This is a genomic window from Bradyrhizobium sp. F1.13.3 (assembly GCF_040548265.1).
Lineage (GTDB): Bacteria > Pseudomonadota > Alphaproteobacteria > Rhizobiales > Xanthobacteraceae > Bradyrhizobium.
Window position 1 is genome coordinate 870,173 of the sequence record NZ_JBEPRI010000001.1, and the last position, 24,568, is coordinate 894,740.

Annotated in this window: 24 protein-coding genes; 10 read left to right on the plus strand and 14 right to left on the minus strand. The window is 63.9% G+C overall.

Going from position 1 to position 24,568, the window contains the following annotated elements; translation table 11 throughout:
* Positions 1-11 precede the first annotated feature (11 nt).
* From ABIB66_RS03930 to ABIB66_RS03940, 3 genes are all read left to right on the plus strand, one after another.
* Positions 12-1,004, plus strand: coding sequence for an ABC transporter substrate-binding protein (locus ABIB66_RS03930; RefSeq protein ID WP_354204407.1), 993 nt, complete (start codon positions 12-14; stop codon positions 1,002-1,004).
* Between the two features lie 104 nt (positions 1,005-1,108).
* Entirely contained in the window at positions 1,109-2,749 is a 1,641-nt protein-coding gene (locus ABIB66_RS03935; protein WP_354254224.1) for a DUF3300 domain-containing protein, read from the plus strand.
* Positions 2,746-3,663 (plus strand): DUF2950 domain-containing protein, encoded by a 918-nt coding sequence (locus ABIB66_RS03940; protein WP_354204405.1) that lies wholly within the window; start codon positions 2,746-2,748, stop codon positions 3,661-3,663. Before ABIB66_RS03935 ends, ABIB66_RS03940 begins: the two co-directional genes overlap by 4 nt.
* 112 nt (positions 3,664-3,775) lie before the next feature.
* Here ABIB66_RS03940 and ABIB66_RS03945 read toward each other — a convergent pair whose 3' ends face one another.
* The 3 genes from ABIB66_RS03945 to ABIB66_RS03955 all read right to left on the minus strand — a co-directional run bounded on the left by ABIB66_RS03945 (position 3,776) and on the right by ABIB66_RS03955 (position 8,117).
* Positions 3,776-5,470 carry a sensor histidine kinase gene (locus tag ABIB66_RS03945; RefSeq protein ID WP_354204403.1) on the minus strand — a complete coding sequence of 565 codons (1,695 nt, stop codon included), beginning with the start codon at positions 5,468-5,470 and terminating at the stop codon, positions 3,776-3,778.
* Positions 5,471-5,572: 102 nt separating this feature from the next.
* Positions 5,573-6,940: an amidase gene (locus ABIB66_RS03950; protein ID WP_354254157.1), complete on the minus strand. Its 1,368-nt coding sequence runs from the start codon at positions 6,938-6,940 to the stop codon at positions 5,573-5,575.
* Positions 6,921-8,117, minus strand: coding sequence for an MFS transporter (locus ABIB66_RS03955; RefSeq protein ID WP_354254159.1), 1,197 nt, complete (start codon positions 8,115-8,117; stop codon positions 6,921-6,923). Before ABIB66_RS03955 ends, ABIB66_RS03950 begins: the two co-directional genes overlap by 20 nt.
* 26 nt (positions 8,118-8,143) lie before the next feature.
* Between ABIB66_RS03955 and ABIB66_RS03960 the strand changes: the two genes are divergently transcribed.
* The gene (locus ABIB66_RS03960; protein WP_354204397.1) at positions 8,144-8,479 is read left to right on the plus strand and encodes a hydroxyisourate hydrolase; all 336 of its coding nucleotides are present in this window, start codon (positions 8,144-8,146) and stop codon (positions 8,477-8,479) included.
* Here ABIB66_RS03960 and ABIB66_RS03965 read toward each other — a convergent pair whose 3' ends face one another.
* The 4 genes from ABIB66_RS03965 to ABIB66_RS03980 are packed head-to-tail and all read right to left on the minus strand — an operon-like array spanning position 8,480 to position 12,334.
* Entirely contained in the window at positions 8,480-9,295 is an 816-nt protein-coding gene (locus tag ABIB66_RS03965; RefSeq protein WP_354204395.1) for an ABC transporter permease, read from the minus strand.
* Positions 9,295-10,158 (minus strand): ABC transporter permease, encoded by an 864-nt coding sequence (locus tag ABIB66_RS03970; protein WP_354204394.1) that lies wholly within the window; start codon positions 10,156-10,158, stop codon positions 9,295-9,297. Before ABIB66_RS03970 ends, ABIB66_RS03965 begins: the two co-directional genes overlap by 1 nt.
* Before the next feature lie 4 nt (positions 10,159-10,162).
* The gene (locus ABIB66_RS03975) at positions 10,163-11,209 is read right to left on the minus strand and encodes an ABC transporter substrate-binding protein (protein WP_008138281.1); all 1,047 of its coding nucleotides are present in this window, start codon (positions 11,207-11,209) and stop codon (positions 10,163-10,165) included.
* A gap of 30 nt (positions 11,210-11,239) precedes the next feature.
* On the minus strand, positions 11,240-12,334 hold the full coding sequence (locus ABIB66_RS03980) for an ABC transporter ATP-binding protein (RefSeq protein WP_354204391.1): 1,095 nt from the start codon (positions 12,332-12,334) through the stop codon (positions 11,240-11,242).
* An 88-nt stretch (positions 12,335-12,422) separates the two neighbouring features.
* Here ABIB66_RS03980 and ABIB66_RS03985 point away from each other — a divergent pair, with 88 nt between their 5' ends.
* Entirely contained in the window at positions 12,423-13,814 is a 1,392-nt protein-coding gene (locus ABIB66_RS03985; RefSeq protein WP_354204389.1) for an amidase, read from the plus strand.
* Here the strand turns inward: ABIB66_RS03985 and ABIB66_RS03990 are convergent.
* Positions 13,811-14,560 (minus strand): aspartate/glutamate racemase family protein, encoded by a 750-nt coding sequence (locus ABIB66_RS03990; RefSeq protein ID WP_354204387.1) that lies wholly within the window; start codon positions 14,558-14,560, stop codon positions 13,811-13,813. The two genes, ABIB66_RS03985 and ABIB66_RS03990, sit on opposite strands and share 4 nt — an antisense overlap.
* A gap of 2 nt (positions 14,561-14,562) precedes the next feature.
* Positions 14,563-15,273: a GntR family transcriptional regulator gene (locus ABIB66_RS03995; RefSeq protein ID WP_354204385.1), complete on the minus strand. Its 711-nt coding sequence runs from the start codon at positions 15,271-15,273 to the stop codon at positions 14,563-14,565.
* Between the two features lie 203 nt (positions 15,274-15,476).
* On the opposite strand from ABIB66_RS03995, the gene ABIB66_RS04000 reads away from it, so the two are divergent.
* Both ABIB66_RS04000 and hydA read left to right on the plus strand, forming a co-directional pair.
* The gene (locus tag ABIB66_RS04000; RefSeq protein WP_354254161.1) at positions 15,477-16,217 is read left to right on the plus strand and encodes a maleate cis-trans isomerase family protein; all 741 of its coding nucleotides are present in this window, start codon (positions 15,477-15,479) and stop codon (positions 16,215-16,217) included.
* Positions 16,178-17,638 carry a dihydropyrimidinase gene (hydA, locus tag ABIB66_RS04005; RefSeq protein ID WP_354204380.1) on the plus strand — a complete coding sequence of 487 codons (1,461 nt, stop codon included), beginning with the start codon at positions 16,178-16,180 and terminating at the stop codon, positions 17,636-17,638. Before ABIB66_RS04000 ends, hydA begins: the two co-directional genes overlap by 40 nt.
* Before the next feature lie 124 nt (positions 17,639-17,762).
* On the opposite strand, the gene ABIB66_RS04010 is transcribed toward hydA, so the two are convergent.
* The 4 genes from ABIB66_RS04010 to ABIB66_RS04025 form a co-directional block, all read right to left on the minus strand.
* Complete coding sequence (locus tag ABIB66_RS04010; RefSeq protein ID WP_354204378.1) at positions 17,763-18,302, minus strand: hypothetical protein; 540 nt, start codon at positions 18,300-18,302, stop codon at positions 17,763-17,765.
* Between the two features lie 102 nt (positions 18,303-18,404).
* On the minus strand, positions 18,405-20,660 hold the full coding sequence (locus ABIB66_RS04015) for a xanthine dehydrogenase family protein molybdopterin-binding subunit (RefSeq protein WP_354204376.1): 2,256 nt from the start codon (positions 20,658-20,660) through the stop codon (positions 18,405-18,407).
* A 1-nt stretch (position 20,661) separates the two neighbouring features.
* Positions 20,662-21,126, minus strand: coding sequence for a (2Fe-2S)-binding protein (locus tag ABIB66_RS04020; protein WP_354204374.1), 465 nt, complete (start codon positions 21,124-21,126; stop codon positions 20,662-20,664).
* 171 nt (positions 21,127-21,297) lie between these two features.
* Positions 21,298-22,236, minus strand: a complete 939-nt coding sequence (locus ABIB66_RS04025) for a helix-turn-helix domain-containing protein (protein ID WP_502917375.1) — start codon at positions 22,234-22,236, stop codon at positions 21,298-21,300.
* Positions 22,237-22,593: 357 nt separating this feature from the next.
* Here ABIB66_RS04025 and ABIB66_RS04030 point away from each other — a divergent pair, with 357 nt between their 5' ends.
* Positions 22,594-23,607: an aldo/keto reductase gene (locus ABIB66_RS04030; protein WP_354204372.1), complete on the plus strand. Its 1,014-nt coding sequence runs from the start codon at positions 22,594-22,596 to the stop codon at positions 23,605-23,607.
* On the opposite strand, the gene ABIB66_RS04035 is transcribed toward ABIB66_RS04030, so the two are convergent.
* Positions 23,576-24,001 (minus strand): hypothetical protein, encoded by a 426-nt coding sequence (locus tag ABIB66_RS04035; protein WP_275167477.1) that lies wholly within the window; start codon positions 23,999-24,001, stop codon positions 23,576-23,578. The two genes, ABIB66_RS04030 and ABIB66_RS04035, sit on opposite strands and share 32 nt — an antisense overlap.
* Between ABIB66_RS04035 and ABIB66_RS04040 the strand changes: the two genes are divergently transcribed.
* A complete protein-coding gene (locus ABIB66_RS04040) occupies positions 23,915-24,211 on the plus strand; it encodes a hypothetical protein (RefSeq protein WP_354057493.1) in 297 nt (98 codons plus the stop codon). The genes ABIB66_RS04035 and ABIB66_RS04040 overlap by 87 nt on opposite strands.
* The gene (locus tag ABIB66_RS04045) at positions 24,208-24,549 is read left to right on the plus strand and encodes a hypothetical protein (protein WP_354055714.1); all 342 of its coding nucleotides are present in this window, start codon (positions 24,208-24,210) and stop codon (positions 24,547-24,549) included. Before ABIB66_RS04040 ends, ABIB66_RS04045 begins: the two co-directional genes overlap by 4 nt.
* Positions 24,550-24,568: the final 19 nt, after the last annotated feature.

Genomic DNA, 24,568 nt, shown 5'->3' on the forward strand with positions numbered 1-24,568 from the left:
GCGGACGGGCAATGAAGCGTCGTGAGTTCATGGCCTTGGTCGGGGCTGCAGCCGCTTGTCCGGTTTTCGCGCATGCTCAGGACGGGGCACCGCGGCCGATGCCGTCGGTCGGCGTGCTGACTGGTAATTTGGTGGGCGATGGCGGCGCTCAGATGCGCGTCAATGCCTTTCAGCAGGGTCTCGCCGATCTCGGCTGGATCGCCAATCAGAACTACCGACTCGATGTGCGCTGGCCGGGCTCCAATCCGACATGGCAGGAACGTGAAGCTCGCGAACTTGTTGCCACCGGACCCGACGTGCTGTTTGCGACCAGCACGGCGACGACACGGGCGCTGCGGGCTGCAACGCAGGTCATTCCGATCATTTTTGTCGGGCTCTCGGATCCGGTCGGGACAGGCCTCGTCGTCGATCTGGCAAGGCCGACCAGCAATCTTACCGGCTTCTCGCTTTACGAGCATGCTATGAGCGGGAAATGGCTGAGCCTGTTGAAGGACATGGTGCCCGGCATGAGCAGTGCGATGCTTCTGTACAATCCCGAGACCGCGCCATATGCGCCCCTTTATCTTCAGGCCGCACACCAGGTGGAAAGTCGCCTGCGCATGACGGTTACCGGCGCCTCCGTCCGCAGCGGCGCCGAGATCGCGGGGGTCATCGAGACGGCGGCGCGGAATGGCAGCGGGCTTGTCGTGCTGCCGGATGGCGGGTTCTTCAGTACTCAGAGCGCAATGGCAATCCCGTTGCTGGCCCAGCGCCGCGTCCCGGCGATCTTCGCCGTCCGCTTCTATGCTGTGAATGGCGGGCTGATGTCTTATGGCGCCGACCTGACGCAACAGTTTCGCGACGGCGCTGGCTATGTCGCTCGCATCCTTCGCGGCGCCGAGGTCCGCAGTCTTCCGGTGCAATTCGCCACAAGGTTCGATCTCGTTATCAACGTGAGAGCCGCCCACGCGCTTGGGCTGGCGGTCCCGGAACGATTGCTGATGGAGGCTGAGCTGATCGACTAGCTTGCTCGGGCGTCCCGGGAGATGAGGCAGCGTTTCGTTGATCTCGATCAACAAATGTCAGCTCTCCGGTCTGATGATCGCCGGGAATGTGCATGGAGGATCTGATGTTTCGCTGCGGCAGGATCTTGATGGCGGTCGCGCTCGTGATCGCGATTCCGCTGGCGGCGGCGGCGCAGACGGCAGATAAGGCGCCGGCCTCCAGTCCGCAGCAGGCAGATCCCCCCGCGCAAGCAGCAGAGCTTCTGAAACCGGAGCAGCTCGAAGCTGTGGTCGCGCCGATTGCGCTCTATCCCGACGAGTTGCTTGCCAACGTGCTGGCGGCTTCCACCTATCCTCTGGAAGTCGTTCAGGCCGATCGCTGGCTGAAAGAGCGCAAGACTCTGAAGGGTGATGCCCTGAAGACTGAAGTCGAGAAGCAGCCGTGGGATGACAGCATCAAGGCGCTGGCCTCGACTGCTGAGGTTCTGGCCATGATGAGCGACAAGCTCGACTGGACCAAGGCGCTGGGCGACGCCGTGCTCGCGCAGCAACCGGATGTGATGGATGCGGTCCAGCGGTTGCGGACCAAGGCTTATGACAATAAAAAGCTGGTGACCACCAAGCAGCAGAAGGTGAGCGTCAAGACCGAGGAAAGCAGGCAGGTGGTCGTGATCGAGCCGGCGGTTCCCGATACGATGTACGTGCCGTACTACGAGCCTGCGACAGTCTACGGCGCGTGGCCCTACACCGAGTATCCGCCGTATTATTTCGGCTATCCATCCTACATCGGCGCAGGCGTCGTCGCGGCAGGTCTTGCCTTCGGCACCGCCTGGGCCATTGGGCGCTGGGGCAATTACTGGGGCGGTGGCTGCAACTGGGGCAACCGCAACGTCTATATCAATCACCGAACCACCAACATCGGAAATGGCTGGCAGCACAATCCTTCGCATCGCCAAGGGGTGCGGTACAACAACGCCAACGTTCAGCAGCGCTTTGGCAACAGCAACCTGAAGGCCGGCGCCGCCGACCGGATGGATTTCCGCGGCCGCGACGGACAGCAGAAGCCGGGACAGGATCGGCCAGGTGCGGGAGATCGCGCAGGAGATCGTGCCGGCGACCGCGCAGGTGATCGAAGCGGTGACCGACAAGGCGCGGCGGATCGTGCCAAGGCGGGAGGCGATCGTGCTAAAGGTGGTGGCGATCGCGCGGCCAAGGGTGGTGGTGCCAAGAATGCCGGCGCAAAAAGTGCCAGCCCTAAAGCGGGCGGTGCCAAGGGCGGCGGTGGCGCCAAGGCCGCGAACCGCGGTGGTGGCGGTGCCCTGAACGTGTCGTCGGGCCGCTCGGCGGCTGCAGCATCGGCCCGTGGCCAGGCGAGCATGGCGAGCATGGGACCGCGCGGTGGCGGCGGCGGAGGTGCGAGCTTCGCCGGCCGAGGCGGCGGCGGAGGCTTCCAGGGTGGCGGTGGCGGTGGCCGCGGTGGCGGTGGTGGCGGCGGACGGCGTTCCGATATCGGGCTGAAGCACGATGTCGTTCTGCTCGGCCATCTTTCAAGCGGCCTTGGTTACTACCGCTTCAGCTATATCGGCAGCGACAAGGCCTATGTCGGCGTCATTGCGCAGGAAGTCGAGGAAGTGAAGCCGGTAGCCGTCACCCGCGGAGCCGACGGCTATCTCCGGGTCTATTACGAAAAGCTCGGTCTGAAATTCCGTACCTATCGCGATTGGCTCGAGAGCGGCGCGCGGATTCCTGCGGGGGTGACGCCATGATGAGTTTGAAGTCGCTTCTTCGTGCGGCGTTGCCGGCCATCATGGCGCTGGCGCTCCTGAGCTGGCCATCCCTGGCGCAGCAATCCTATCCGACACCGGAGGATGCGGCAGCGGCGCTCGCTGCCGCCGTCAAAAGCGGGCCGGACCGGGCCATCCTGAAAGTGCTCGGCAGCGCTGCCGAGGACATCGTCTCGTCCGGTGATGAGGTTGCCGACGTCGACATCCGGAAACGCTTCGTCTCGATGTATGATGCTAAGCATTCGGTCAAGACAGAGGGTAACAAGAAGGCGATGCTGATGTTGGGTCCGGACGACTTCCCGTTCCCGATCCCGCTCGTCAACACCAAGACCGGCTGGGAATTCGATGCCGCCGAAGGCCGCATCGAAGTGCTGTATCGCCGCATCGGCCGCAATGAGCTCGACGCCATCCAGACCAGTCTTGCCTTTGTCGATGCCGAGAACGACTACGCTGACAAGGATCGCGGCGAAGGGGTCGGCGTGTACGCACAGCGCATCGTCAGCAGCGCGGGCAAGAAGGACGGGTTGTTCTGGCGCGACGACAGCGACCAGAGCCCGCTCGGCGCACTGGTAGCGCAGGCTTCGGCTGAAGGGTACCAGGCCGGGGATGGCCCGGAGCCCTATCACGGCTACTATTTCCGCATCCTGAGAGGGCAGGGCTCGAACGCGCCAGGCGGCGCGCTCAACTACGTCGTCAAAGGCAAGATGATCGGAGGTTTTGCGCTGGTCGCCTGGCCCGCCGAGTACGGCAATTCCGGCGTCATGACCTTCCTGGTCAATCATGCGGGCGTTGTCTACCAGAAGGATCTCGGGCCTCGGACCAAGGTCCTCGCTCCTCGCATGACTGCATTCGATCCGGACCAGACCTGGAAGAAGGTCGATGGTGCGAAACCCTGAGCGACGTACGTAGATGGTGCGCCTGGCATCCTCGTGTCGGTCGCCAACCTCAGCACGATCATGATCTCTCTGAAGTGAGCGAAAGGCGAAACGATGGTGACGCCTCGTACCGCTATTGCGCAGAAGACTGAGCGGAGATTGGAATCTCCAACTCGAAAACGGAGCCCCTGACGTCCGACTTGACCAGCCTCAGCCTTCCTCCGCACCTTGCGACCAGGTTGGAGGAGATCGCCAGTCCCAACCCCATACCGCCTTGCTTCGTCGTGAAGAAAGGGTCGAAGATGCGCTCTTGATGACGCGGTGTGATGCCGGTGCCGGAGTCCTCGACGGACAAATGGACGGTTGTGCTACCATCGAGGGCGGTTTTCAGACGGAGCTGCCGTTGATCGGCGGGGACAGAACTCATTGCGTCAATCGCGTTCTTGCAGAGGTTCAGGACAATCTGCTGAAGCTCAGTGCCGTCCAGGGCGACTGGAGGTATGTTGCCCTGAAGCTCCGTCGCTACTGATACACCATTGGTCAGGAGATCGTGCTTCAAAAGTCTCAGCGTAAGCTCGGCGATCTCCTCGACGTTTGCCGAAGCGCCGCCGTGTGCCGTTTTGATTGTCATCTCGCGAATGCTCGATATGATGTCAGCGGCCCGGCCGCCGTCGGCTTCGATGTCACAGAGGATGTTCTCGAGTTCCGCAAGTTCAGGGGATGCAGCTCGCAAGTGACTGAGGCCCGTCGCAGCATTGAGCGAGATGGCTCCCAATGGCGATCTCAACTCATGGGCGATCGCGCCAGTGACCGCGTCGATGCTGAGAAGCCGGTTCGCTCGTTCGCGCCGCTGCAGGGCGATGACGCTGGCGAGGCGTGAATAGAGAAACATCGTTTCGATGAGCAATACGGTCAGCAACATGCAACTGCCGACCAGAACGAAACCGCGTGCTGCATACCAACCGATGGTGAACCGTACCGAGCTGCCGATGATCGCCACCAGGAAATTGGGCAAGTAGGCGAGTAAAGTCACCATCAGCCAAAGGTCAAGAATGGTGCGCATGCGTGCAAACATGACGGTCAGAGCAGTCACATTCCATAGCAGTAGTATGAGGTTGACCTGATTACCGAGGGGCGTCTGATGCCTGACGTCGATCATGTAGAAGCTAGGGAGAAGTTCGGCTTTCGCGGTCACCATCCACGTCAATCCCGTCACCGTAGCGGCGATGCAGCCGAGAGCTAGCATGATCGCGGTTAGCGCAGGTCTGCCTGGTCTGCCGGCGGTGGAATAATCCTTTGTGAATCCGTACACCAGGATCGCTGCGGGAAAAGCCGTGTGCCAAAGCACGTAAAGCCAAGCGGGGCTATCCAGTCCATTTCCAATGACACCTGCGGGAGCGTATCCGTTCGGAAAGGCGAGCGTTTGCAGGAATGCGAACGATCCGCTGAAAACGTATCCGCTTGCCAGTGCGAGAAGTGCCCGTTGGGGCTGGATCGCAAATTGAGCAAACAGCAGGGCTGCCGTGATGAACTCGGCCAGAGCCAATGTGGTCTGCAATATCGGAACGAAACCATTAATCTGGCCCAATTGGATCCGAGCGAACGGCGCGATGACGGCTGCAAGGACGATGAGCAAGACGGCGACACTCACCGCCCAGGCCTTTTGACGAGGGGTTGCGGGTATGTTTGCGATGATCAATGGGAATTCTTGCTCATCGTCATGAGCAGGCTCGGCGGCCGCGTTGGCTGATCGCTGGCTCGCTAGCGCAATACCCGACCCTGATGCTGTCGCACCGCCGACAAGTCCCATGAACTTGCGCTGGCTCATGCCGCCTCCGGGCCCACGAGACAGCATCTTACTCGTCCCCGCGCCCGTTGAAAGCCCATAGGGCGATCGGCGTGTTCCGGCAGAGACATCTACCGGCAGGATTTATGTTCGCAGCATGGCCTCGATCTCTTGCGCTGCTTGAAGCAGCGTGCGGTCCTGTCCGCGCGCGGCGATGACCTGAAGGCCAAATGGAAGTCCGCACCCGTCTGTTCCGCACGGTATCGAAATCGCCGGCAGCCGGGCATGATTGACAAAGGGAGTTAACGCCGCGTGCGCGCGCGGGCTCGCCGCGCGGCCACCGATCATGTCGGGTCCGAGCTGGGTGAATGGCCAAGCGACACAGGGGACGGTTGGCGCCAGCAGCAGATCGACCTCGGTGAAGAATGCCGCGAAAGCATTGGCGATCGCGGCGCTTGCCACCAGCGCACCGGCAACGTCGGCGCCAGACCATGACAGCCCTCGCTCGATCTGCTTGGCGATGTCAGGATCGAAGACGCTCGGATCCGCGCGGAAGGCGTCTCGATAGAGTGCGGCGAGACCGGCGTGCTGAAGCGGCATGATGGCCTCTTCCGTCGCGCCCGCCGGCCAGACGGGATCGCGCTGGGCGATGCTGAGGCCTGCGGCGGAGAGACGCGCGATGGCGAAAACGAGCCCGTCAGCGACAACGTCGTCGACCGCGACGTCGAGCCCAAGGCGTGGCGAGAACGCGATGCGCAGACTGGCGGTATTTTTGGCCTTTTGAGCGATGCCGACTGAATCCGGATCGCGCGGATCGACGCCGGCCATGGCCTCGAACGCCAGCGCGATGTCGGCAACATCAGTGGCGATCGGCGCGATGACGGAGAGGCCGAAGAACGGTTCGGCGAAGCCGGGCCCATAGGGGATCGCGCCATAGGAGGGCTTGAACCCGGCGACGCCGACATGAGCCGGCGGCCTGCGGCTCGATCCGCCCGCATCTGTGCCGATCGCTAGCGGTACGAGGCCGGCCGCAACCGCGGCAGCCGGACCGCCCGACGAGCCACCGGGGGTCAACGTGGGATCGAGTGGATGCCGCGTTGGCCCATACAGGGGAGAGGTGGTCACGCCCTTGCAGGCGAATTCCGACGTTGCGCCGATGCCGACGACGACGGCGCCGGCCTTGCGCAGCCGCTCAATCGCAATCGCATCCCGCGGCGCGGCGAATTCGGCGAACAGGCGCGAGCCCTGTGTCACACGCCAGTCGCCGACCCAGATGTTGTCCTTGACGATGACGGGGACACCGGCGAGCGGCATCGTCTCGCCGGCACGCAGGCGATCGTCGATCGCTGCGGCGTCGGCAAGCGTACGCGCGGGAGCGGTCGTCACCACCGCGTTCAGCGCCTTGGCGGCCTCGATGCGCGCAAGCGCGGCCTTGGCGGTCTCGACCGCACCCGTTCGTCCGGCGGAGACGTCGGCCGCAATCTCGCACGCGCTACTTTCTTGCTTCTTCATCGCCTCCCCAGATCAGTGCCAACGTGCCGCAGAGGGTGAGGCACGCCAAGGCGAAGAAGGCGGCCCCGAGACGGGCTGCGCCGTCCAGGAGCGACACCAGGGCCGGTGCTGCCAAGAGGCCGGCATAGGATGCGGTCAGCACCGCGCCGGTGGTCTCGCCAATCCTGTCCTGCGGGGCGAGGCGTGCGATCTCGGCGATGAAGACACCGTTCCAGCCCGAGGCTGTCAGGCCGAACAGAGCTGCAATCGCGAACTGGCCGGTCCGTCCGAGCGATGCGCCATCGAGACCCAGCAGCGCTGCGCAGAAAGTCATGCCGAGACCGATGACGACGAGAACTCCGCGCGAGGCATTGAGGCGCATTGCGACGAGGCCCCAGCCGAGCCGGCCGATCAGGCCGCCGGCCTGGGCGCAGGCAAGCGCCATGCCGGCCTCGATATGGCTGAGGCCGAGTTCGCGGGTGCCGAGCGTGACGAAAACCGTATTGAGCGACACCTGCATCGCGCTGAACGGCATCGAGGCCAGCGCCAGCATTGCGATGCGCCGATCCGCGGTCACCAGTGCCAGCAGCGTGCTAAGGCCAAGCTCCGGCAGTGGAGCGACCTTGGCGACGTAGGCCGGCCGCAGGCGCTCGAACCATGCTATCGCCAGCAGCGCGCAGGCGCCCACGGCGGCAAAGCACCAGGCTGGCCCTAGCGAGATTGCGATCGCGGGCAGAACCAGCGACCCGCAGACGGCACCGATCTGGTTTCCGGTCTGGCGAACCGAGAACACGAACGCACGCCGCTCGGTCGTCACGAGTCGCGCCAGCAGCGCCGCGCTTGCGGGCGTCTCAGGTCCGAAGGCGAGGCCAAGACAGAGGCCGGCTGCGAGCAGGGCCGCCGTCGAGCCGAGCGAAGCCAGCACCATGCTGGCGATGATCGCCGCCGCGCAGAGGCTCGCGATCCGCAGCGAGCCCAGGCGAGCGATGAACCCGCCGCCCCAGAACGAGGCGGGAATGCCGACCGCGAACACGGCGCAGGAGAACATCGAGAGCTGCCAGACCTCGATATGGGCGCGCGGTGCCACCACGCCCGGCGCGAACAGAGCCAGCGCCACCAGCGCCTGAAGCGAGGTCATGGCGCCAAGCGCCGGCAACAATGCGGGTGCTGGCCGAACGGCCGTGTTTGCGTCTACCATGGCGCTGCGTTCATTGGAGGAACATAGTGGCAGGCGGCATTTCCATTCACGCGGTCGATGTGGCGAGCGGACGCCCAGCGCAGGGCCTGCGCGTCGAGATCTGGCGGATCGATCCGGACTCGCTGCGTATCGCCGACGGACGGCTTGGTGCCAACGGCGTGCTCGATCATCCCGTTGCGCAGGGCGCGGGCGTTACGGCAGGCGAGTACGAGGTCCTGTTTCATCTCGGCGAGTTCTTTGGCGACCGCGACGGTTTTCTCACGGTGACGCCGTTCCGCTTTCGCATCAAGGATGTCAACGAGCATTTTCATTTGCCACTGAAATTCACGCGCTGGGGCTATTCGCTGTTCCGCGGCGCCTGATCAGTTGGTCAGCCGCCGCGACAATCCCGTGACGCGCTCCATGATGGCGACCAGCGCGACGGTCGCAATGATTAGCACGCCCGACAGCGCGGCGATGGTGACGTCGAGCTTGCCCTCGAGGTCCTGCCACATCCGGATCGGCAGCATGTCGGTTGCGGCATCACGCAGGAACAGCGACACCGGCACGTTGTCGAAGGACGACATAAAGGCGATGAAGGCGCCCGCAATGATACCCGGCCGGATCAGCGGCAGCACGATGCGCCGGAAGGTGTAGGTGCGGCTGGCGCCCAGCACGGCCGAGCTCTCCAGCAGGGTGGGCTCCAGCTGGGCGAGCGCCGCAATCGTGTTGCGCACGACATAGGGGACGCAGACCACGGTATGGCCGATCACCAATGTCAGCGTCGACACCGGCAGTCCGACCAGCGAGAACAGCATCAAGGCGGCAAGGCCGAAGGCCAGCGCCGGCAGCACCAGCGGCGACATGAACAGGGAATCGAGCAGCCGCGCCGACAGCGTCGGCGAGCGCGAGATCGCCAGCGCGGCGGCAACGCCGAGCACCACGGACAGGCCCGTCGCCCATAGCGCCACGAGGAGGCTGTTCTTGGCTGCGAAGTGCAGCTGCCAGGCGTTCCATAATTCGGCGTACCAGCGCAGCGAATAGCCCGGCGGCGGAAAACGCAGCGAGAAGCCGCTGGTGAAGGAGACGATCACCACCACCAGCGACGGCGCGATGATGATGATCAGCGCGACGATCGCGATTACGGTCATGACCAGCTCGAAGCTGAACGCCTCCAGGGTACGCTTGCGTCCGCTCATCACGCGCCTCCATAGCCGCGCGACAGGCGGCCGAGCGTGGTGAAGACGGAGACGACCGCGAGAACGGCCAGCAGGAAGATGATGGAGATTGCCGATGCAAACGGCCAGTTCTGCAGCGTCGAGGCCTGCTGATAGAGATACATCGGCATGAACAGCATCTGTCCACCGCCGATCAGCGACTGGGTGATGAAGGCCGTGATCGCCGCGGCATAGGTCAGCGTGCAGCCGGCGATCACGCCGGGCAGCGACAGCGGCAGCACGATCTTGAAGAAGGTGCGCCAGCTTCCGGCGCCGAGCGAGCAGGAGGCATCGTCGAGATTGGAATCGATCCGGCCGAGCGCGGTGATCAGCGGTAACGTCATCAGCGGCATCTGCACCTGCGCCAGCGCGATCACCACGCCGAACTGGGTGTAGAGCAGTTTTATGGGCGTATCGATGATGCCGAGCGATTGCAGCGTGGCGTTGATGATGCCCTGGCGGCCCAGGATGACGATCCAGGCGAAGGTCCGGACCACGACGCTGGTCAAAAGCGGCAGCAGCACGATCAGGATGATGATGGTCTGAAGCCGCGGCCCGACCCGCTGGTAGAGCCAGGCGATGGGAAAGCCGAGCACGAGGCAGACGGCCGTCACCTCGGCCCCCAGCAGCAGCGTCGAGCCGAGCACGCTGAGGCTGAAGGGGTCGGTGAGGAAGTGCAGATATTGGCCGAGACCCCAATGGAGCGCGGACGTGTCGTTGTGCAGCGAGAGCCACAGCAATTGCAGCAGCGGCGCCACGAAGAACACCAGGAAGAACAGCGCCAGCGGCGCTGCCAATCCCATCCCGTAGGACGTGACGTCTCGTGATGCCGGTGCTGCGCCCATGGTATTAGATCTTGATCTCGCGGTTGAAGCGCTCGATCCAGGCCGAGCGCTGCTCGTTGATCTTCTTCCAGTCCTGGAACACGAATTTCTGCTTCAGCTCCGCGGTGTCCTTGGCGAGCACGCGCGCGATCTCGCCGCCCATCGTCACCTTGGAATTGGTCGGCACGATTAGGTAGGGCGGGTTCATCAGCGTGGTCTGTACCTCCGGCGTCAACGACGCCTCGATCAGCTTGAAGGCGAGCTCGCGGTTGGGCGAGTTCTTGACGATGTGGATCGTGGTCTTGAACGCGATGGCGCCTTCCTTCGGAGCCACGAACTCGACCGGCACGCCGCGCGCTTTCAGGATCTGGATGGCGTTGAAATTACCGGGCGAGATATCGATCTGGCCCTGCTGGAACAGGGTGGCGAGCGCGCCGGGGTTAGCGGCGACCGCGGCGAGATTGGGCTTCAGCTCCTCGATCGCCTTGAAGCCGGGATCGACATTGGCCTCCGAGCCGCCGCGCATCTTGGCAATCTCGACGAGCCAACCGGTGCCGAGCGTCGAGTTGAGGTTGGTGATGCCGACGCGGCCCTTGAACTCGGGCTTCCACAGATCGGCCCAGGAGGTCGGCGGCGTCTTGACGGCTTCCGGATTGTAGGTAAGGCCGACGACCTGGAAGAACGGGGCCGGGCCCATCGGCTCCTGCGCCTCGGCGATCAGGTCCTTGTAATAGGCGCTCTTCTCGACGGGGTATGGCTCGACGAGATCCTGGCCGATCGCGACCAGCGCCGGACCGGGATCGTGCAGCATGACGTCGATCGGCGGATTGGCCTTGGCGGCGTTCACCTTGGCGATCTGGTCGACCGAGAGCATGGGGTCGAGCACCATCGCGGCGTCCGCGTTGGCCTTGCGGAAGGCCGGCACCAGCACGGCCTTGTGCGCCTCCTCCCAGCTTCCGGTGAAGGTCGCGAACACCAGCGGGCGGGCCTGGGCGTAGCTCAATCCGGGAAACGCCTTCATGGCGCCGAGTGTGAGTGCGGTCGTCATCAGACTTCGGCGGTTCATGATCATGGTCGAACTCCCTCTGGACAAAGATTGGATCTAAAGCGTTGCAGGAAAGGCGTTGGCGAGCGACGGAGCGAGCGGAGCAAGGCGCACCGCGGCGCCGCTCTCCAGCGTGCGCGTCTCGCCGATGCGCGCCTGGGAGATCTTGACGCCGGAGCCGTCGGCGGTGGTGACTTCGTGCACGACCGTGGCCCCTAGCGGCAGCGACATGCCGACCACGCCGGCAAAGCCGGTCTCGTCACCGACGAACTGCAGATGCTCGGGGCGTATGCACACGGTGACGCGGCCGCCTTCGGTGAGGGCGCCGCCGGCGGGACGCGCGATGATTTCCGCGCCGGCGTCGAGGCGGACTTTTGCCGCCGTTCGATCCGCCGAGACGACGACGCCGGGCATGCGATTGCTGGCGCCGACGAAAGTGTTCACGAACAGCGTTTGCGGCCGGTCATAGACGTCGGACGGCGATCCGAACTGTTCGAGCTTGCCGTGGCTGAGCACGGCGACGCGATCAGCCATCGACAGCGCCTCTTCCTGGTCGTGGGTCACGATCAGCGTGGTGATGCCGGAGACACGCTGGAGCCGCTTGACTTCGATCTGCATGTCGAGCCGCAAATTCTTGTCGAGCGCGGCAAAGGGCTCGTCGAGCAGCAGGATCGACGGCTTGATCGCCAGCGCGCGAGCGAGCGCCACGCGCTGCTGCTGGCCGCCGGAGAGCTGACGTGGCAACCGTTCCGACATGGTCGGCAGCTGCACCAGATCCAGCAGGCGCTGCGCTTCGCGCTGGCGGGTCGCTTTGTCGATGCCGCGCGCGGCCAGCCCGTAAGCGACATTCTCGCTGATGCTGAGATGGGGGAACAGTGCGTAGTTCTGGAACACGATGCCGACCGCGCGGCGGTTCGGCGGCAGCGCGTCGACGATGTCGTCGCCGATGATGATCCGTCCCTGCGTCTGCGCGATGAAGCCGGCGATGATGCGTAGCAGTGTTGTCTTGCCGCAGCCGGACGGCCCGAGCAGAGCGATGATCTCGCCGCCCTTGATGTCGAGATTGATGTTCTCGACCGCGAGCGCGCCGCTCGGATAACGGTGGGTGACGGCGTCGACGACGAGCGATCGGCCGCCTTGCGCTTCAGCCATGATGTTGCCTCCCGTTCACCCGAGTAAGAAAGCAAGTCTCGTGCCCGCGACGGTCGCTTTTCGCTGCGAGTTTTGGCATTGTGGCGCAATGACATCGGATCGATCGGTTTGCGACCTCACTGCCACGGTCCTTGCGCGCGCCATTGCGAAGGGCGAGCTGTCGTCGCGCGAGGTTGTCGAGGCGCATCTCGAACGGATTGCGCACCAAGACGTGCAATTGGCGGCATTCGTGACTGTCGATGCGGAGGGGGCCCGCCGTGCCGCGGATATCTGCGACGCCGCGCCGGCGCCGGTCGGCGCACTGCATGGGCTGCCCGTAGGGCTCAAGGACCTCACGGACACGGCGGGGCTCGCGACCACTTATGGGTCGGTTCTGTTTCGTGATCACGTTCCGGCTGAGGACGATCTCGTGGTCGCGCGGCTGCGGCGCGCTGGTGCGATCATTCTGGGCAAGACCAACACGCCGGAATTCGGCTTCGGCGCGGTATGCACCAACAAATTGTGCGGCCCGACCCGCAATCCGTTCGATTCCGCGCTGACCTCGGGCGGTTCGTCCGGCGGCTCCGCTGTTGCGGTCGCGGCCGGCATGGTGCCGCTGGCGCATGGCACCGATTTCGGCGGCTCCGTGCGTACACCCGCAAGCTTCTGCGACGTCGCTTCGATCCGTCCGACGCCCGGCCGCATCCCGTCGCCGCATCGCCCCCTCGGCTGGGACATGCTCGCCACCCATGGCTTCCTCGCCCGCGATGTCGACGATCTCGAACTCGCGCTGTCGGTCTGTGGGGGAGGCGACGCGAATGATCCGCTTTCGGTCGGCGTCGTCACCGACGATCGGCCGATCGCAAGACGTCCCAGAATTGCGGTGACCCCCGATTTCGCTGTCGCGCCTGTTGCACGCGAGGTCCGTGCGCGGTTCGCCGCGGCGTGCGAGGCGCTCGCGGCCGCGGCCGATGTCGCGGCCGCGTCGCCCGATTGCGGCGGTGCGATCGAGACATTTCGGACGCTGCGCGCCGCGCACATCGCCAACAGCTATGGCGAGCTGCTGAGGGCGCGCCGCGCCGAGCTCACGCCCACCGTGATCTGGAACATCGAGGCGGGCGCAAAGCTCGCCGCGGAGGACTATCTCAACGCCGAACGGCGCCGCACCGCGATCTACCGCAGCTTCCGCGAGCTGTTCAGCCGCGCCGATTTCCTGGTCGCGCCGGCGGCGTCCGTTCTGCCCTGGCCAAATGAGATCAGCGACGTCACCGTGATCGATGGCGCGGCGCTGGAGACGCCGATCGACTATCTCGCCGTCACCTTCATCGTGTCGCTGGTCGGTTTCCCGGTCCTGACCATGCCGGCGCCGCGAGGGGAGAACGAGTTGCCGTTCGGCATCCAGATCATCGCACCACCGGGATGCGAATCCCGTCTGTTTGCCTTCGGCCGTGCCATCCAGAACGAACTTGGTTTTTCGCATCGCTGGCCGAAGCTCCCCTAGCTGTCGCGATGCTCAAGCCGGGCGGCGAGCGCATCGGCAAGGCCAAGCGTGGGTTTGGCGGCGGGACGGCGGTACGTGCCTGCAATTGCCTTGCACAGGCGCAGCGCCACCAGGGCCTCGGCCTGCTTCACCGAGGCGATGACTTGATCGACGACGGGGACGGGGATCCGGTCGGCGACGCGCTCAGCGAGGCCCGAGAGCGGCGCACCTGCAAAAATCAACACGTCCGCATCGTCTTCCACGATCGCGCGCCGGGCGAGATCGACCAGCACATCCTCCTTCTCGGTGCCGACCTCGGAGATCGCCTGGAACGGCGTATCGAGCATGCGGATACCGGCACAACGCTCCCAGAGCCCGTGGGCGCGGACGCATTCCTCGTACCAGGGGCCAAGCGCCTGGGCGAAGGTGACGATGGCGAAGCGGCGCCCGGCCATGCAGGCGGTCAGCATCGCTGCTTCCGCCATGCCGACCACGGGAATGTCAAAAGTTTCGCGCGCGGCGAACAGGCCGGGGTCGCCGAAGGCGGCGATGATCGCGGCGTCGACATTGCGATGCTGCTCGGCCAGCATCTCAAGCGCAATGGCGCCGCCGATCTGCGCCTCGGTGCGCGTCGAGATGTAGGGCACGCCGCGGGTCGCGGTGCAGGGGATCAGCTCGGTCCCTGGCGCAGCCGCGCGCTGCCCGACTCCCGTCATCAGTTGCGTGACTTCGGTGCTGGTGTTCGGGTTGAGCAGCAGCAGCTTCATGGTTACGCCGCCGTCCGGTTGGCTTGAGAGGCCGCGATGACTTCGAGCAGCGCAGTGCCGGTGCGGTGGACATGGGCGCCGAGCAGGCGGCCGGCCGCTTCGCTGTCGCGCGCCTCGATAGCCGCCAGGATACCGGCGTGCTCGTCGACCGAATTGCTCCAGCGGCGGTCGGCGCCGAGCGCGAGGTAACGCGCGCGTTCGGCGCGGGAGATCAGCGTCTCGTGCGCCTCGCGCAGCGGCGTGTTGCGCGCCATGCGGACGATGGTGTTGTGGATCTCGCCGTTGATGGCGAAGTACTCGTCGAGCTTGCCGTTGCGATGATGGCCTTCCATGCGGGTCTGAAGCGTGCGCAGGCGGGCGAGATCGCGCTCGGTGGCGCGCTCCGCGGCGAGCTCGGCGGCCAGACGTTCGATGCCGGCCAGCGCCTCGAACAATTCCGAGATGCCGCCGACCGCGATGCCGGCAATGCGCGGGCTGCGGTTGGGGCGAAGCTCGATCAGTCCTTCGGCCGCGAGTACCTTCATCGCCTCGCGCAGCGGGGTGCGCGATACGCCCAGCTCCTTCGAGAGCCTTGTCTCCTGGGTCTGCGATCCCGGCGCCAGCTCGCCGCGAATGATCATCGTCCGCATCCGCGCAGCGGCGCGCTCATGCAGGCCCATCCGCTTGAGTTTGGGCGACTTTCGGCCCTGGTTCGGTTCGGATTTTTGCTGCACGCAAGCCTCGCTGCTTGCGCGCAATCTAATCCAATCTCTGTCAAACCCGTGCTCAATTAGGAGACGTATGTAGCTCAAAATAAAAGCATATCGAACAAATTGCATGCAGTATGCAGATTGCGGGTTGCGCGGGTGCGAGGGATGCGGATGATCCTGCTGAGGAGCGCAGTCGCGCTTCGCCGCAAATGGAGCGAAGGCGATCGATGTTAGTACTGCGCAAGCGTCTCGGCATGATCACGCCATCCTCCAATTCGGTGCTCGAGCCCGTCACCAGTGCGATGCTCGCCGGCGTCGACGGCGTCACTGCGCATTTCTCACGCTTCCGCGTTACCGAGATTGCGCTCGACGCCGCCGCGCTGAACCAGTTCGACGCCTCGGTGATGCTGCCCGCAGCGGATTTGCTCGCCGATGCAAAAGTCGATGCCATCGCCTGGAACGGCACGTCCGCGAGCTGGCTTGGCATCGACCGCGACCGGAGCCTTTGCGAGGCGATCACAGCGCGCGCGAGCGTGCCGGCAACGACCTCCACACTCGCCTGCATCGATGCCGCCCGCGCACTTGGCGCCAAGCGTGTCGGCCTGGTCTCGCCCTATACGGACGACGTGCAGCGGCGGATCGCGGACGTGTGGGCTCAGGAGGGCATCACCTCGCATGCGGAGCGGCATCTGGGCTTGCGCGACAATTTCTCTTTCGGCGAGGTCGCGCCTGCAACGATCGCGGACATGATCCGTGCCGTGGCTGCGGAAGGCGCCGACGCGATCGTTATCCTCTGCACCAACCTCGACGGCGCCGCGCTGGCCGCTTCGCTCGAACGGGAATTGGATATCACCGTGCTGGATTCCGTCGCTGTCACGCTGTGGCGGACCCTGAGCCTCGCCGGCGGCGACGTTGCGGCTCTTGCGGAATGGGGCAGGATATTCCAGACCATGCCGGTCATCAAGTGATGGAGACTCCTGTGGCGCAACTCGATCTCGCCGTTCGCGGCGGCACCATCGTGACGGCCGGCGACGAGTTCCGCGCCGATATTGGCATTCGCGACGGCCGCATCGTCAGCATCGCCGAGAGCGTCGAGGGCGCAGCGCGCGAGATCGACGCAACCGGTCTGCTGGCGCTGCCGGGTGGGATCGACAGCCATGTCCACATCTCGCAACCGTCCGGTCCCGACGTGGTGATGGCCGATGATTTCGCGTCGGCGACGCGTTCGGCAGCCGCCGGCGGCAACACCATGGTGTTGCCCTTCGCGCTTCAAGAGAAGGGCACGTCGCTCCGAACCTGCGTCGAAAACTACCGCAAACTCGCCGAAGGCGAATGCTATATCGACACGGCGTTCCACCTCATCATCTCCGATCCGACCGCGGTCGTGCTCGGGCAGGAGCTGCCGGCGCTGGTGAAGGACGGCTACACCTCGTTCAAGGTGTTCATGACCTATGACGACCTCGTGCTGAGCGACCAGCAGCTGCTCGAAGTGTTCGAGGTCGCGCGCCGCGAGGAAGCGCTGGTGATGGTCCATTGCGAGGGGTACGACGCCATCCGTTTTCTCACCTCGAAACTCGAGCGAGAGGGGCATATCGCCCCGTATTTCCATGGTGTGTCCCGGCCGCAGGCCGTCGAGCGCGAGGCGGCGCATCGCGCTATCAGCCATGCCGAAATCGTCGGTGTCCCCATCATGATCGTCCACGTCTCCGGCCGTGAGGCGATGGAGCAGGTGCGCTGGGCCCAGCAGCGCGGGTTGCCCGTGCATGCCGAGACCTGCCCGCAATACATCACGCTGACGGCCGACGACATGAAGGGCCTGAACATGGACATGTCAGGTGCGAAATATGTCTGCTCGCCGCCGCCCCGCGATGCCAAAAGCCAGCAGGCGATCTGGGAGGGCATCACATCAGGCGTGTTCCAGACCTTCTCGTCCGACCACTGCCCGTTCCGCTACGACGATCCCAAGGGCAAGCTGACGCCGAACGGTCGAACCTCGTTCCGCTGGGTGCCGAACGGTATTCCGGGTATCGAGACCCGGCTGCCGATCCTGTTCTCCGAAGGCGTATCGAAGGGACGGATCAGCTTGCAAAAATTCGTCGAGCTCACCGCGACTAACCATGCACGTATCTACGGCCTCTATCCGCGCAAGGGCTCGATCGGCGTCGGCTTCGATGCGGATATCGTGCTCTGGGATGCCAAATTGAAGAAACCTATTCGGCAGGCCGATCTGCATCACGGCTCGGACTACACGCCATGGGAAGGGTTCGACGTCACGGGATGGCCGGTAACGACGATCGCCCGTGGCCGGGTGGTGTACGAACACGGCAGGATCGTCGGCACCAAAGGCGCAGGCGAGGTTCTCAGCCGCGGCAGGTCGAGCCTGATCTGATCGGGCTCAACACGCTGCTGCGCAACTGTGCCGGCCGTGCGCGCGGGCGATGGCCGTCTCAAGTCCACAGACAATGCCGGTCATATGTTCGTATCCAGCCCTCGCATGCGGCAAAACCGATCGCTCAATTCGGACAAGGTTGCCCGGCCGCCCCCCACAAGGCGACGTCCTTGACATGTTCCTCGAAACTGCCTGGAGGCGTCGTCCGGCCCGCGCCGGGCGCCCAACCGCGCGGAATGAAGCCGCTCAATGACGCGTCATGGCGCAGATGCTCCACCAGCCCGGCGGCGTCGCGGCCGCCATTGCGCTTGGGGTCCTTCAGTTGCGCGCAGATCTCGGCGCCGCTCTTTCCGAACCAGATGAAAGCAACGGGAGCGAGTTGCCAATCGATCCCGGCGCGGGGCGGAGCGGGAGCCGGCTCGTTTGCTTGCGTGGAAGTCATGTGACAGGTCGAGCAAGGGACCGCCTCCTCGCCCTTGCGGCTTTCTCCGCCGTGGATGTTCATGCCATGCACGCGAGGTTTGGTTTCGCCGGCCGGCGTCCAGATCGGAATCGCCTTGGCGTCGACGTGGCAATTCGCGCAGCGGGGATGTGTCACCACCGCTTCAATCCGATTCCAGGCCTTCAAACCCTCGCTGCGGCTGACGCTGCCCGGCCGCAGCACATCTTTGGCAACCTCGTCCTTCGCCGCGACAATGCCTGTGAGGACCGCGACGGATGAAGCAGCGATGACGAGCGCAATCAGCGATATTTTCATGGCTCTGCCTCACACGAAATCAATGAACTTGTTGAACGGCATTTCGCGGATGCGCTTGCCTGTAGCCGCGAATATCGCGTTGGCGAGCGCGGGCGCGGCCGGAGGAACGGGAGGCTCGCCGATGCCGCGTACTTTCGGGTCGTTCTCGAGTGCGCGGACTTCGATGACCGGACATTGATAGATTCGCATCGCTTCGTGGTGGTTGTAGTTGGTTTGCTGGACCGCACCCTTGGCGTAGGTGAGCTGGCAGTTCATGGCATGGCCGAGTCCCCAGACCACACCTCCCTGCACCTGGCTTTCCAGATTCACGGGATCGACGACCTTGCCGACATCGACGGCGACCCAGACTTTGTCGATCCTGACGCCTTTGTCGGTCATTGTGACCTCGATGACCTCGGCCGTCGGTGTCCCGAAGGATTCCACGAACGCGACGCCCCGGCCTCTGCCGTTGCCGAGTGGCCCGTTCCAGTTCGACATCTCCGCAACCGTCTCCAGCACCTTGCGGTAGGTGGGAACGGAGCACATCGCGATGCGCGCCTTCAACGGATCAAGCCCCGCCGCGTGGATCAGCTCGTCGATGAAGCTCTCGGTGAAAAAGCCGGCCGTCGAGGCTCCGACCGACCGCCATGTGGTGCTTGGCGACAGCCCTTGCGCTTCATAGCTCGTGGCCCGGAAATGGGGCAGGTCGTAATAGACGTTCCACAGACCGGCGGCTAACTGCGGGTCGGGGTCCTTCGACGGCGCTCCCATCCGTTCGAGCAACCCTTTCAGCGGAGCCGTCGATGCCAATTGCAGATCGGCCGCGACGATCTTCCCCTTGTCGACACTGCCTCTGTGGCGGGCGATTGCAATCTGCCTCGGGATGTCCTGCAGGAAGTCCTGCTCGCGCGAAAAGACCAGCTTGATCGGCGTTCCCCGCATCTGATTGGCGATCTCGGCCAGGACGCGGATATTCTCGAATTCCAGACGGTGACCGAAGCTTCCACCGGTCCACTGATTGTGGAACGTCACCTGTTCCGGCTTGAGGCCGATGGCAGCTGCCGCGATGCTTTGGACGGCCTGAGGGCTCTGATGGCCGACCCAGATCTCCATGCCGGAATCGGAGACAATGGCAAGCCCACTGAGCGGCTCCAGAGGCTGATGCCCGACATAAGGCGCGCGATATTCGGCTTTGACGAGCGTGCCCTGTTTCAGCCCAGCCTCTACGTCCCCGACTTTCCGCCATTCCTTGCCCAGGAACTGCGGCTTGAACGATCCTTCAAGGACTTTCCAATGGCCGGCCTGTTCGGCAGGGTAGATCGAGGGCGCCCACACGCATTGGATGGCATCGACCGCCTTCATGGCGTACCAGCTGTTGGTTGCGATCACAGCGACGCCGTTCTTCAATTTGAGGATCTTCTTGACCCCCGGCATCGACTGCGCCTTGCCTGCCTCGTAAGATTTCAGCGGCTGGCCCTTGTTGGGGTTCAATTTGACGGCGGCATACATCATGCCGTCTATCTTCTTGTCGATACCGAATTTCAGCTCGCCCATGACCTTCGATCGGACGTCGAGGCGCATCATCGGCTTGCCGACCATTCGCCATTTGGACGGATCGCGCGGCTTCGCATCGAGCACCGGCGCGATCCGAGCGGCCTCCGCCGCAAGTTCGACATAGGGAATCTTGGTCCCATTGGGCAGGATGACGTGGCCAGACTGCGTGTTGATGTCGGCCAGCGCGACACCGGAACGCTTGGCCGCTGCAGCCTTGAGCGTTTCGCGCGCGACCGCGCCGGCGATACGCAACTTTTCGTAGGTGTCCGGAATCGAGCTTGACCCGCCAGTCATTTGCAGGCCCGACTTTCGCAAAGCTTCGAGCGCGTCGGCACGCGCGGCCTCCGCCGCCGGGCTATGGTCCGCCGACAGGAAGGGCGCATTCTCATTGGCAAATCCGGTGTTGAAGTAAGCGGGACTCGGCCCAGCGAAGCGAACCTCGAATTGACCTGGGTCGAGGTCCATCTCTTCTGCAATCAGGATCGGCTGCGCCGAGCCGACGCCCTGACCAATATCAGCGTGTTGGGCAATGAGCGTTATCTTGTCCGGGCTGATCTCGACCCAGGGATTGAAGGTGACTGAGTTCGGCCCGAGCCCCGCGGCCAGGGGATTGCCGTTCGTTGCCGTAGCAGCCATGGCCGCATCGCCGTAGGAGCCGAAAGCTATTCCGCCCGCTATCGCGGCGGAGCCGAAAACGAAAGCGCGACGGGAAATATTCTTGATGTCCTCCATCTCACTTCTCCGCCATTTTCTTTGCGGCAGCCGCGTGGATCGCAGCGCGGATACGCGGGTAGGTGCCGCACCGGCACAGATTGCCGGACATCACTTGGTCGATAAGCTCATCCGTCGGCTTGGAAGCGCGTTCAAGCAGCGAGATGGCCTGCATGATCTGGCCGGTCTGGCAGTAGCCGCATTGTGGGACCTGATGTTCGATCCAAGCTTGAAGAACCGGATGCTGATCCCTGTTCTCCAATCCTTCGATCGTGACCACCGACTTTCCCGCGACTTCGCCGATGCGCGACTGACAGGATCGAACGGCCTTTCCATCAATATGCACAGTGCAGGCGCCGCATTGCGCGACACCGCAACCGTACTTCGGGCTTGTAATGCCGAGTTCGTCGCGCAACACCCAGAGCAGGGGCATTTCGGGTACGACGTCAACCTGGCGCTTGATCCCATTGACCGTGAGTTCGATCATGTCGCTACGTCCTTGGCGGATTGTTGATGCGGTCGTGTTGGAACTGGTGTCCTGACATCTTGCTTCCCTCACGCCGATCGACATGTGGCCGCTTGCGATCGGGACATCCATTTGTTCGCCCCAACAGCACTGTCTCATGCGTGCCGAGCGGTATTGCCGAATCCTGCGCTTTCATGCGCAATCTCTGCCGAGTCCCGCAGCGATGCGGTCGGTCCTGACGTCGAGCGGGCCGCAGCACAGCTCGCGGTAGTGCCCCGGTGTGAGGGTGGTGGCCTTGCGGAACACGCGCGTGAAATTGGCTTGGGACCCGAAACCGAACTCCAGCGCAATGTCGACCAGCGACGAATGGTTGCGTGCCAGTTCTTGCCGCGCGGCCTGGACGCGCCGATCGGTCACGTAGCGGTGTGGCGAGAGGCCTGTCGCCTCGCGAAAAAGCCTCGAAAAATGATAGGGACTGAGGCAGGCTTGCGCCGCCAACTCATCAAGCCTGATGTCAAGGCCGAGCGAGGCCTCGATATGGTCGAGCACGCGTTGAAGCCGTCGCTCATCGAGCGACGGTGATTTCTCGGGCGGCCGCCAGCGGTCGATCGTGTAATGCGCCAGAAGATGCGCCGCGAGCGCGACCTGGATGCCTTCCACAAACAACGCATCTGTCGGCTGGCGCGGACGATGGAGCAGGTCACGCAAGGGCGAGCAGACGTGGAAGAGAACCTGGTCTGGCAGGCCGTGGGCATAGGCGATCTCGACCTTCGCCGGATCGATATCGAAGTCGGCAAGGGCGCTTTGGTCCAGCAGCGCCGGCGGAAGGTAGAGATGGAGACATTCCATCCGGTCCGAAAGCTCGAGATGGCTCTCCTGCGTACCCGCCGGTACGAGGTAGCTCATGCCCGGCCGGGCCAGGCTCTTCTGGACTTCGCCATTGCCGATCCGGTGGACCATCCCGCCGCCTGACAGCAGCATGACGAGTTCGGTGCAAATGGGGGCGGGGGTTGCTTGGTGGCCCGCCTCGAATTTCCGGTGTTCAATGCTCAGCGCAGGCCACTCGCTGGTCTTCGCGAGCTTCTCGCTGTTCTGATATTTTTGATCTCCATGCGTGACGAACGCCATCATGACCTCCGTCCCGGCCCCGTACGCGAGCGAGCGATGATTTCATCCAGCGGACAGTCGCAGTCTCGATCGCTGCCCGCTCAGGGATTTCTCACAAACCGCCGCATGCGTGTCCAGAGGCGGGGCGGTTAAAAGAGGTAAAAGGCAAGCATGGCAAGGGCTTGGCAATGCGCCCGCCAGTTTCGAAAGCTGATCTCGCGCCGAATGAGCAAGATGCGTCCGTCATCTCGCAAGAATCGAAAATACCACAATGGGCGCGCGATCTAGTGATGGCTCATCTAACTGCGATTGCTGCAGTCGACGTTCTCGCGATCATCCCTCGACGAATGGCTTCGCCTGCCACAACGAAGGACATGCGCTATGGCCCTTAGGGATATTCTGTCCAGCAGGCTTGGCTTCGGCGCGGCGCCACTCGGCAACATGTTTCGCGACATTCCGGAGCAGGAAGCGCTCGCGACGGTGAACGCGGCCTGGGACGATGGCATCCGTTATTTCGACACTGCCCCCTTTTACGGCGCAGGTCTCGCAGAAATCCGCATGAGCGCTGCCCTGGCCGCCAAGCCGCGCGGGGACTACGTGATCAGCACCAAGGTCGGTCGTCTGATTCAGGACGAGATCGAGGATCTGGGTGCCCGCGACCTCGGCGAGAAGGGCGGCGTCTTCAGATATGGACGCCCCAACAAGATTGTGAACGACTACTCGCGCGATGCCACGTTGCGCTCGATCGACGACAGCCTGAAGCGGCGGCTAGGCACCGACCGTATCGATATCGTTTTCGTGCACGACGTCGCGCAGGATTTCTACGGCGACGAGTGGCTGTCGGTCTTCGAAGATGCGCGCAAGGGCGCCTTCAAGGCGCTTGACCGGCTCCGCGACGAGGGTGTGATCAAGGGATGGGGGCTCGGCGTCAACCGCGTTGAACCGATCGAACTGCTGCTTGGGCTGGAAGGCCCGCGTCCTGACGGGTTTCTTCTCGCGGGCCGTTACACGCTCCTCGACCACGCACGGGCGCTTCAGAGGGTAATGCCGATGGTCGCAGAGCACGAGCTCGCAATCGTCGTCGGCGGTCCCTACAGTTCCGGGGCACTCGTCGGCGGCCCGAATTTCGAGTATGCTCCGGCGGCTCCCGAGATCCTCGGCAAGGTGGCGCGGATCAAGGCGATCGCTGACCGCTACGGCATCAGCATGAAAGCAGCGGGCTTGCAGTTTGCGCTGGCGAATCCGGTGGTTCAGGCCGTCATTCCGGGCGCGAGCCGTCCGAGCCGCATCGCTGAGGATCGCGCAGCTCTCCTCGAATCCATCCCTGCCGATTTCTGGCACGAACTCCGTTCGGCAGGTCTGGTCAATCCCGCCGCGCCGCTTCCCGCCGATTGAACGGCGCAATCGGCGCTCCGACTTTTCGGCTCGGCTGCGCGTCGACCGACAGGAACTGCTCGTGAATCAAACAACGGCCAAGGAGACGGACATGACGGACAACCGGGACAACGCGACGGGAACGGGGCGCCGTAGCGTGCTTCGAGCGGTCGGTGCTGCCGTGGTGACCGGTGTTGCCGCCAGCACGCGCCCCGCCGCAGTCGCCGCAGCTCAGGGCACGGATGCAATGTCGGCTGTCGAACGCAACCAGGCGCCGCTTGGCGCGCGACTCCAGGGTGTCCAGCACTTCGGACTTACGGTGCAGAACATGGAGCGGGCCTATCAGTTCTATACTGACGTACTGGGCGGTACCGAAGTTTTCCGTCACGGCGATTTCAAAGGTGACGGAGTGCATAACACCTGCTGGCCGACTAGGAGATTGAGGCGAACGCTCGTGGGGTCAATCCCCGTACCATCGGGGTCCCCGATTTGCGGAGCGGCGCGCAGCGGCTGGATGTCCGCTTCATTCAATTCGACAACATGGTGCTTGAGCTGCTGCAGTATCGCGAGTCCGATCAGCCGATGGGCACTTCGAAGAGCTTTGCCGAACCGGTGGAGCACATGAGTCCCGCGTTTCCGCGCATGATGCATATCTGCTTCTATGTTCGCGACGATGTCGATTTCAACAAGTTCATCACCGACCTCGAAGCCGAATCCGCTCGCCGCGGCCTGACGCGGGTGAGGGCAAACCGGACGGTCCGGGTCACGACCGAGGCGGAAAGGAAAGCCGCGCCGCAGAGCGCCAATACGAACCGGGTCACCGAGGAGCCCTCGAACGGCTGGGAACTGATCTATTGCAAGGGTCCGGAAGGCGAGCAACTTGAATTCGTCAAGGCGCTGGGCCCGGTGAAGAAGCGTTTCAGCGAAGCCCTCGCGAAACGGCAGCAGGCGATCACACGCTGATCCACAGATCACGGGCGAC